4 protein-coding genes are annotated in these 9,433 nt (G+C 57.7%); all 4 read right to left on the bottom strand.

Going from position 1 to position 9,433, the window contains the following annotated elements; all coding sequences use genetic code 11:
• The coding region (locus ACJWXQ_RS08955; RefSeq protein WP_406672624.1) for a diguanylate cyclase domain-containing protein at window positions 1–3,046 on the bottom strand (3,046 nt) is incomplete at its 3' end.
• Between the two features lie 212 nt (window positions 3,047–3,258).
• Window positions 3,259–4,470 (bottom strand): hypothetical protein, encoded by a 1,212-nt coding sequence (locus ACJWXQ_RS08950; RefSeq protein ID WP_406672623.1) that lies wholly within the window; start codon window positions 4,468–4,470, stop codon window positions 3,259–3,261.
• Window positions 4,439–5,809 carry an L-serine ammonia-lyase gene (locus tag ACJWXQ_RS08945; protein ID WP_346050025.1) on the bottom strand — a complete coding sequence of 457 codons (1,371 nt, stop codon included), beginning with the start codon at window positions 5,807–5,809 and terminating at the stop codon, window positions 4,439–4,441. The genes ACJWXQ_RS08950 and ACJWXQ_RS08945 overlap by 32 nt, the downstream gene beginning before the upstream one ends.
• Before the next feature lie 200 nt (window positions 5,810–6,009).
• The gene (gene putA, locus ACJWXQ_RS08940) at window positions 6,010–9,252 is read right to left on the bottom strand and encodes a bifunctional proline dehydrogenase/L-glutamate gamma-semialdehyde dehydrogenase PutA (RefSeq protein ID WP_406672622.1); all 3,243 of its coding nucleotides are present in this window, start codon (window positions 9,250–9,252) and stop codon (window positions 6,010–6,012) included.
• Window positions 9,253–9,433 lie beyond the last annotated feature (181 nt).

Raw genomic sequence — 9,433 nt, 5'->3', positions numbered from 1 at the left:
CCTGGATCTGCTGACAGGCTCTTGTCAAGACCCAGTCGCCGATCTCAATGATCATGCCAGTCTGCTCGGCAACGGGAATGAACACATTGGGTGAGATCAGCCTACCCTCATGACGCCAGCGCACCAAAGCCTCTACCCCAATGATCTCTCCAGTTTCCAGACTCAATTGAGGCTGGTAGTAGAGCACGAACTCCTGCCGCTGAATCGCTCGCCGCAGCTGATTCTCCAGAGATAACCTTTCCCAGGCTTGCACGCTGAGATCATGGGTAAAGAACTGAAAATTGAAACGCCCCCGCTCCTTCGCCTGATACATGGCGGCATCCGCGTTCCGAATCAGCTCGTCAATTTCTTCGGCATCATCCGGATAAATACTGATTCCGATACTGGGCGTCACATGCAACTCATGATTCCCAATCCGGTATGGCTCTCCCAGAGCGGAAAGCAGCTTGGTGGCAACCTGTGCTGCCTCATTGGCTTCTCCGATCTCTGGCAAGAGAACGATAAACTCGTCCCCTCCCTGCCGACTGACGGTATCTTCGGCGCGTGTTTCAGACTGGAGCCGTCTTGAAACCTCGGAAAGCAAACGGTCACCCACTGCATGCCCAAGTGAGTCATTTACATTCTTAAAGCGGTCCAAATCAATAAACAGAATACCAGCCAGGTAGCCATGACGTTTTGCCTTGGCCAGCGCCTGATGCATGCGATCGCGCAACATGGTCCGATTGGGCAAACCGGTCAGCGTATCGTAATGGGCAAGATAATTGATCTTCCGTTCTGCTTCCTTTCTTTCGGTGATATCAGAAATCACACCATCGAGATAAATGATCCGTCCGGAATCACCTTTAAGGGCAACCGCATTGTTCAACGCCACGAAGCGAGAACCATCGCGACGCATGAAATCAACTTCCTCGTCCCTGTAATGCCCATATTCCTTGAGATGCTCTTGCAGCTCTTCCCGCCTTTCCCTGGAGCAATAATGGATAGGTGCCGGGACCTGCATCATTTCCTCAGGCGAATCGTAACCAAACATTTCCGCCAAGGCGCTATTGACGTATTCCAACTCGCCTTCCGGTGTACTTCTATATATTCCCTCTGAAATATTGTCGGTTATGGAAACAAGGAGCCGGCGGTTATGGTCAAGCGCTTCCTCTGTCTCCTGTCGCTCAAAGGCATTGCCAAGACTGGCCGCGGCAGCCATAAGCGCTGACACCTGGCTCTCCGGCCAACTTCGCTCTTGATGACAGTCATCGAAGCCAATATGCCCCATGAAACCATCCCGAAGCATAATGGGCACCAGCAATAACGATTTGATATCCTGAGACTCTAGAATCTCCCTGGCAGACTCTCCAAGATTCCGAGGCATTGCACGGACCGGACGTCCCTGATTCAGACTGTCATACCACTCCTCGGGCAACAGGGAATAAAGGAGGTTTTGCATATCCGGATTGTCAATCTCCGGCGTGACCCCTCCTGCAACCCACTCATATCGCATGGAGTGCGCGGGCAGCCCCGTTTGCGGATGCGGATGATTGACGAATATATATGCCCGATCGACGCCAGCAGCCCGTCCCAGCAGTGATAACATCTCCTCCACGGCCGCATCGAACTGGCGCGGCGCAATCAAATGGGACAGGCTCTCCGCAATGGCTCCCAACAGGCGATCCCGCTGACCCAGCTCAACCTCCCAAGCCTTGCGGTCACTGACATCCTGAATAAACGCCAGGAAATACTGCGGCTCCCCCTCGTCGTTTCTTACCAGAGAAACATTGAATTCGGACCAAATGGTCTCCCCAGTCCTGCTCTGCAGCCGAGCCTCCAGCCACGCAGACTGCACCGTCCCGGCGATCAGAGACTGCAATTCATTTTCCAGGTTCCACTGATCATCAGGGTGAACAAACTCCAATACCGGCCGTCCGACCATTTCCTTTTCATCCACCCCCAACAGACTTCCCAGTCTGGGCGTAGCGCGAGACCAGCGTCCATCTATATCCACATGGGTAACCATGATCAGGGAAAGCTCTTCGGTTCGCTTGCGCTGCGCCTCACTCTCTCCCCAGGCCCGAGTCATCTGTTCGGCCAGTTCCTCGGCCCTGTAGCGGGTCTGATAACCATTGCGAACCAGGAAAACGAGCAAAACACTGACCAGCCAGCTGGCGACCAGTACGGCATAGGGGAAAGGTCCTGGGTGAAACGACCGGCTGAGCTGCAACTCCCATTGCCGATTTCCAGCCTCCAGGGTACCAATGACGCTCACCCCTCCTTCCAAGTTCTGATCGGCCCGGTTATCGAAAATGGGTGTTGGTCCGTCATCTACACCACGATCGTTTACCGTCAAATGGTAGGAGTCCAGCCTCTCTTCGAGACCGGCGAAAAGGCTCTCAGTGCTTAGCGTTATCGCAAGCCATCCAAACAGGGCCTGATCAGGCCCCCGGCCTTCCATGAATAAAGGGGAAACGAATATCATACCCGGAATAAGACGCTCTTCAGGAAATTCCGTTTCGTTGCCGGCCGGAGAAAACTGCAGGGGCGCGGATAGCACGGGTTCTTCAAGGCTTGCCGCCTGGAGTAGAGCATCCCGGGGCGTACCCGCCTGGCATGCATCGTAGCCTGGCTGCCCGCCGCCTGGTGCCGACGAATAGGTGATCACACAGAGGAAATCTCTCCCTGAATCACTGATCACAGCGAAATCAGAGTCCAGCTGCGCTTGAATTTCAGTTTCGAAATCATGAACCTCATCTGGCGACAGATGTCGCAGGAGGTTGAGGCTATCGACCTGGGGATAGTTGAATTCAAGATTGAGACGCCTAACAAACTGCTCCCAGGCGTTGGCATCAGGTGGGCCAATATACTCAAGGGATGCAGACGACGCCCTCAGAAGGGAGAGATAACGTCCGGTGCGGGCTTCCAGCTCTCGCTGCACAACACCGAGGCGGGTATGCAGCTCACTGGTCTGCTCCACTCGCTCGGCCTCAAGGGCGAGACGCCAGGCACCAAAGCCCAGAGCCAATAAAACAAGCAACAAGGTCAACAACAAGGCAGTCTGCACGGGTCTTTCGCCCATGCCTGATGACCGGCTTCCGCTGTTTTCGACTGGCCGCATCTGGATGCCCCTGGTGAGTTGGCGCCCTCCTGGCCGTAAGACCTCACCGCATGACACTCACTCCGGGCTTCCCAGCCTCGGCCCCTTTTTCCCCAAGTCTAATCCATTCTCCTCTTCCTGCACCAATCCATCCCCCAATCTCGGCTTCCCCAGTAATTTCAAGGCCTCGGAAGCCGCCCGCCACCGCAGTCTTCACCTTCAAGGAAAGCCAACACCGCTTCGGTCATGGCCAGAGTCCGGGTGCCAATATCCACTGTGAGGAAATAATGGTCAGCACCACTCTCTACCAGACTAATCTGCCCCGCAACCTTGGTGTACATCAGTGGCGCCAAGCCGTCATTGGGTCCGTACCGAGCAAGAAAACGGTGACGTCCCCTGGCACCTTCGCTGACCTGCGTAGTCATGGGTACGGCCACATAATTGATCACAGGGAGGTTTTCTGGGAGTCGAGCCTTTTCCAGACGCTCTCTACTTCGGTCAGTTCGCAGGGAATGGAGGCTATTCCAGTTCCAACCATAGCGAAGAAAGACGAGACGAGCCATCAGGTTCCTGGGAAATCGGGTCCATTGATCCGCCAGTGGCGTCCCGCCCAGGACCCCGCCGGCATTGACCCAGGCGACTACCGCTTCGCCCTCTTCCGGCGTCAATAATGTCCCCAGGGCCCAGTGGACCTCCGCAGCCGATTTACTGGCGCTCACAACGATCAGGTTCAAATCCGTGCCCTGATAGTCGCGTATGGCATCGGCCAGCATCTCCGCATTGGATTCCACGCTGCCATCCTGCGGCGTGGGCACGAAATGGTACTCCAGGGGTGTGTGATCCAGGCTGGCACGGGTACGGGCGAAATCCGCTTCGGTCTGGGCATTATCCTCATACAGCCAGCCAGGGGCGAACAGGATCTTGTAGTTATCGGCGGCGTTGAATATCAGCAGATCCCGCAAGTCATCGGCGGAACGTAAACCCTGGCTGGCTTCAGTAACACAGGCCTGCCAGTGGCGATTACCTTCACCAGCGCGTATGTGGCGGGCAAACATCAGGGCTGCCAGATCGACAGAGTCCGTTGCCCGGGTCACCTCGCCAAGGAGCGCCTGGGACAAGCCCTCATCGGACAGTCGAGACTCAAACTCTGCAATTTTTTCGTACCAGCCGTCGGGGTGTACATCCGGATAATCTTCCAGATAATAGCGGGCAATGGGTGAATCCAGTTTCGCAGTGAAGGTCTCCCCGGCCAGTAATCCACTGGCCGGATAAGCTTGATCCAGCCGGCCCTGGCTGCAAGCAGCCAGGGCAAACAGGCATGGAAAGAGGACAAAGGAGTTGCGTAAAGCTATAAGAAAATCAGCATTCCGGGACGTTGACGGCCAGACCACCCTGGGAAGTCTCCTTGTAAATGCTCTTCATGTCGTTGCCCGTCTGGCGCATGGTCCGAATGACCTGATCCAGGGACACTTTGTGCTGACCATCCCCGCGCATGGCCATGCGTGAGGCGTTGATGGCCTTGAGCGATCCCATGGCATTGCGTTCAATACAGGGGATCTGCACCAGGCCACCCACTGGATCACAGGTAAGACCCAGATTGTGTTCCATGCCAATTTCAGCGGCATTTTCCACTTGCGACAGGCTGCCACCAATTGCCTCCGTGAGCCCGGCCGCAGCCATGGAGCATGCCACCCCGACCTCACCCTGACAGCCCATCTCGGCACCGGAGATACCGGCATTTTTCTTATACAGAATCCCAATCGCCCCGGCAGTAAGCAGGAAGCGGATAACCCCTTCATCCGAGGCGTCGTCTACAAATCGATTGTAGTAGTGCAGTACCGCCGGAATGATTCCCGCCGCACCATTGGTAGGAGCGGTTACCACTTGACCACCAGCGGCATTTTCCTCATTCACTGCCAGGGCAAAGACATTGACCCAGTCCAGCAGGTCCAGATGTTCGTCGGCATTCTGTTCCTGTAGCTCTCGATACAAACGAGGCGCCCGCCGTCGAACTTCCAATCCGCCCGGCAGATTCCCCTCGACGCGGAACCCCCGTTGAGTACACTCTTGCATGACCTGCCAGATCGCCAGCAACTCTTGGCGAACCGTGTCTTCATCCCGCCAGATCTTCTCGTTCTCCAGCATCAGGGCCCAGATGGACATATTGTTGTCACGGCATTGGGCAAGCAGTTCTTCAGCCGTGTTGAAGGGATGGGGAATCGGTGCTTGATCGTCACTGGCTCCATCGCCCTCTTCTTCGTGTTCACGGACAACAAAGCCACCACCAATGGAATAGAAGATCTCCTCGTGAACGACGCCTCCATCGGCATCAAACGCCACCAGCCCCATCCCATTGGAATGCCGGGGCAGACGTTCGCCCTTGTGAAACTCAATCTTCTCCGCTGGATCGAAAGCGATCTCATGCTGTCCCAATAGTTTGATACGTTTGGCCTGCCGAACCGCTGCCAACATGTCATCGATGGCGTCGGGATTGACATCCCGGGGCGTCTCGCCAAGCAGCCCCAGAATCACGGCCTTGTCCGTGCCGTGCCCCACACCGGTCAGCGCCAGTGAACCATAGAGCTTGACGACCACCTGGGCGGTACGTTCCAGCCCGCCCTTCTCCACCAGGTCTTCACAGAAGGCCAACGCCGCCCGCATGGGCCCCACGGTATGGGAACTGGACGGCCCGATGCCAATCTTGAACATGTCGAATACGCTGACTGCCACAATAAGAACTCCGTTCTTTTGGAGATGAAAGTGAACAGTTCCCAGTGAACAGCGGGCCGTACCTACTCAACCGCTGTCCATTTCCTGAAAGGCCATTGCCGACTGGAGCCTTGAGTGCACTGGTATCTTGCCAAAGCGGCACTCTATCTCCGAGGGCACGGCCCACTGTTCACTTTCATCTGTTCACTGTTCACTTTATCTTAATCATCCGACAACGCCAGCAGGCTGGCATTACCACCGACGGCGGCGGTGTTGACTGTCAGAGTACGCTCGTTGGCAAAACGTAGCATGTAGTGGGGGCCGCCGGCCTTGGGGCCAGTGCCGGAAAGGCCCTGCCCGCCGAAGGGTTGCACGCCCACCACTGCGCCCACCATATTGCGATTCACATAGGCATTACCTACCTTGATGCGACGCTGGATGTAATCCGCCTCGCTGTCAATCCGGGTGTGGATGCCCAGGGTAAGCCCGTAGCCGGTCTTGTTGACCGCGTCGATGACCCGATCCAGATCCTTGGCCTTGTAACGCACCACATGCAGGACCGGGCCAAATTGCTCTCGCTCCAGCATGGCAATGTCGTCAATCTCCACCGCCACAGGTGCCAGGAAGGTGCCATTGGCGCAGTTCGGGCCCAGAGGCGCTTCCTTGATCAACTTGCCCTTGCCCTTGATCCACTCCACGTGCTCACTCAGCCCCTTGTAGGCCTTCTCGTCGATGACCGGACCAATATCGGTGCTCAGCAGACCAGGATCACCCACCGTCAAGGTGTCCATGTAGCCGCTGAGGATTTCCAGCACGCGGGGGGCAATCTCCTCCTGGAGACAGAGAATACGCAGCGCGGAACAACGCTGGCCGGCACTGTGAAAGGCAGACTGTACGACGTCGTCGGCCACCTGTTCCGGCAGCGCCGAACTGTCAACAATCATGGCGTTCTGGCCGCCCGTTTCCGCAATCAAGGTGGGAATGATGCCTTCCCGCTCGGCCAGCGTGCGATTGACCAGCTTGGCGGTCTCGGTGGAGCCGGTAAAGGCCACACCGGCGATACGCTCATCCGGGGTGACAATCTTGCCGATCGTGCTGCCACGACAGGGCAGGAAATGCAGCACATCGCCGGGCACGCCGGCCTTGTGCAGCAGTTTGACCGCCAGGGAGCCAATCAGGGAAGTCTGTTCGGCCGGCTTGGCCAACACGGCATTGCCGGCGGCCAGGGCGGCGGTGACCTGACCGGTAAAGATCGCCAGAGGGAAATTCCAGGGGCTGATGCAGACAAACACACCCTTGCCGGTCAATCGCAGGGTATTCTTTTCGCCCGTGGGCCCCGGCAGCGGTATTTCCGCGCCAAACTTTTCTTCACACTGGTTGGCGTAGTAGCGCAGGAAGTCCACCGCCTCGCGAACCTCGGCAACGCCGTCAGGAATGGTTTTGCCGGCTTCGCGAGTACACAGGGCCATGAGTTCCCCCATGTGCGCCTCGTAGAGATCCGCCGCCTTGCGCAGAATGGCTGCCCGCTCGGCGGCCGGAGTGGCATCCCAGCTCGGCTGAGACTTGTGGGCAATGTCGATGGCTTCACGAACCGCCGACTCCTCCGGCTCGTAATAGACACCCAGGGAACGGCGGTTATCGCTTGGGTCCACCGCCCGCACTTCCTTGCCACCACCGTGGATCTTGCCACCAATAATCGTCCTGGCCTCCCATTGCTGCTGCATGGCCTTTTCCATGGCTTCAGCCAGCGGCGCCAACTCGTCCGGATCCGTGAGGTTCACGCCAAGGGAATTCTCCCGCTCCTGGCCGAAGCTGCGGTACAAGTCCTTGGGCAGGGGAATTTTCGGATGGGGAATCTGCTTAAGTTTTTCCACTTCGGCCACCGGGTCCCTGGTGATCTGACTCACCGGCACCTTGGGATCCATGATGTGGTTCACAAAGGAGGTATTGGCGCCATTCTCCAGCAGACGACGGACCAGATAAGGCAGCAGCTCCTTGTGCCGACCCACGGGGGCATAAACCCGGCAGGAGATTTCCGGCCTCTCCCGCATCACTTCGCCATAGAGTTCCTCCCCCATACCATGCAGGCGCTGGAACTCGTAATCGCTGCGACCACCGGCCATCTCCAGAATGCTGGCCAGGGTATGGGCATTGTGGGTCGCGAACTGGGAATAGATCTGGTCGCACTCTTCCAGCAACTTGCGAGCGCAGGCAAGATAGGAAACGTCGGTATTCACCTTGCGGGTGAAAACCGGATAGGCGTGTTCGCCTTCCACCTGAGCCCACTTGATCTCATTATCCCAGTAGGCCCCCTTGACCAGCCGCACCGGCATCTTGCGACCGACATCGCTGGTGAGCGCATTCAGCCAGTCAATCAGCCGGATGCAGCGCTTCTGATAGGCCTGGATGGCCAGCCCGAAGCCTTCCCAGCCTTCCAGGGAGGGGGAGCGATAGACCGCTTCGATCACTTCCAGTGAGATATCCAGGCGATCGGCCTCCTCGGCATCCACTGTCAGCTGTATACCAGCGTCCCGGGCGCGCTCGGCCAGGCGCAGCAGCCGCGGCACCAGTTCATCCAGCACGGCTTCACGGTTGGCGTATTCATAGCGGGGATGCAGGGCAGACAGCTTCACCGAGATACTGTGGGCCTGCCAGATTGACTCATCCTTGCCCACGGCCTCGCCGGTCTTGTCGATCGCCTCGGCATAGGCCTCGAAATAGCGATCCGCATCGGTCCAGGTCAAGGCCGCTTCGCCCAGCATGTCAAAGCTATGGCGATAATACCGGTGCTCCTTGCTGCGCGCGCGCTTGAGGGCCTCTTCAATAGTCCGCCCCATGACGAACTCGAAGCCCAGAATACGCATGGCCTGGCGCATGGCGCCCCGTATCATGGGCTCACCCAGGCGCGCCGTCAGCCGACTCATGAAACCGGAGACATCCTTGCGCGTGCGCTTGTCGACCTTGACGACCCCGCCGGTCAGCATCAGGCCCCAGGTGGACGCGTTGACAAACAGGGAGTCGCTCTCACCCAAATGAGAGCGCCAATCACCGGAGGCGATCTTGTCCTGAATGAGCTTGTCGGCGGTAATGGCGTCGGGCACCCGAATCAGGGCCTCGCACAGGCACATCAACACCACACCTTCCTGGGAAGACAGGTCATACTGCTGCATGAAGGCGGAAATACCTGTCTTTTTCACGCCCTTCTTGCGAACCAGTTCCACGAGGGACTCGGCCTTGGCCACGATCCGACGCCGGGTGGCGTCATCCAGACGCGCCGCGGGCAGCAGGCGTTCCATGCATTCCGCCTCGTCGGCCAGGTAAAGCTTGTTCATTTCAGCCCGCCGTTCGTCCATGGCGGGGCGGCCATTCTCGAAAATGAAAGGGGTGGTTGCCGGCTGGCTGCGTTCGGGTAGTGCCACGATAAGACTCCCGCTGATATCCGGAAATAAGGACCACCGCCCCATAGGGGCGGCATGAATGCGATTGACGACTCTCCCGGCGACTCCCAGCAAAAGTGGCCGGGGCAGCCGTCAAGGCGACTATTCTAGCTCAAACGCCCGTCCGTGACAGCCCGTCGGGGCTGTCCATCTTGTTGGAAAAAATACGACAGGGGTTTGTTCCAAAAGGTTTTTTTCCAAACAGGGT

It is taken from the genome of Natronospira sp., assembly GCF_007134575.1.
GTDB lineage: Bacteria > Pseudomonadota > Gammaproteobacteria > Natronospirales > Natronospiraceae > Natronospira > Natronospira elongata.
The sequence above is the reverse complement of the archived record's forward strand: the minus strand, read 5'-3'. Positions and strand labels throughout refer to the sequence as shown.

Excerpts from the sequence above, each read along its gene's own strand:
- putA (WP_406672622.1), bottom strand. The coding sequence starts at position 9,252 with ATGGGGCGGTGGTCCTTATTTCCGGATATCAGCGGGAGTCTTATCGTG.